Source organism: Polaromonas sp. P1_G1, from assembly GCF_056405595.1.
The window spans coordinates 1-459 of sequence record NZ_JBFUBU010000183.1 but is presented as its reverse complement, the minus strand read 5'-3'; the positions used below and the strand labels follow the sequence as shown (position 1 = coordinate 459).

Below are 459 nucleotides of genomic sequence, written 5' to 3'. Positions count from 1 at the left end.
GCCTTTGCCAATGAGCTCTCCATGCTCTGCGCCAATTCCGGCATTGATGTCTGGAAACTGATACAGCTGGCCAACCACCATCCGCGCGTCAACATCTTGCAACCGGGGGCAGGCGTCGGTGGTCACTGCATTGCGGTCGATCCCTGGTTCATCGTCGCCAGTGACCCGGACAATGCCCGGCTGATCCGCACCGCGCGCGACGTCAACAACCGTAAGACAGAATGGGTCGTAGACCAAATCAAGGTGGCCGTGGCAGATGCCATGGCACATCGCGGGCGCCGGCCGCGCATAGCCTGCCTGGGGTTGGCCTTCAAGCCGGATATCGATGACCTGCGTGAATCGCCGGCTTTGCATATCGCGATGACCTTGCATGCCCAGTCCTATGATGTGGTGGCGGTTGAGCCCAACATCACCAGCCATGACAGCCTGCCGCTGCTTGAGCTGGACGAAGCCTTGGAC

Annotated in this window: 1 protein-coding gene; it reads left to right on the top strand. The window is 60.6% G+C overall.

Annotation, left to right across the window (positions count from 1 at the left end; all coding sequences use genetic code 11):
* A partial coding sequence (locus AC1D1Y_RS26390; protein ID WP_477684951.1) for a UDP binding domain-containing protein occupies positions 1-459 on the top strand: 459 nt, incomplete at both ends.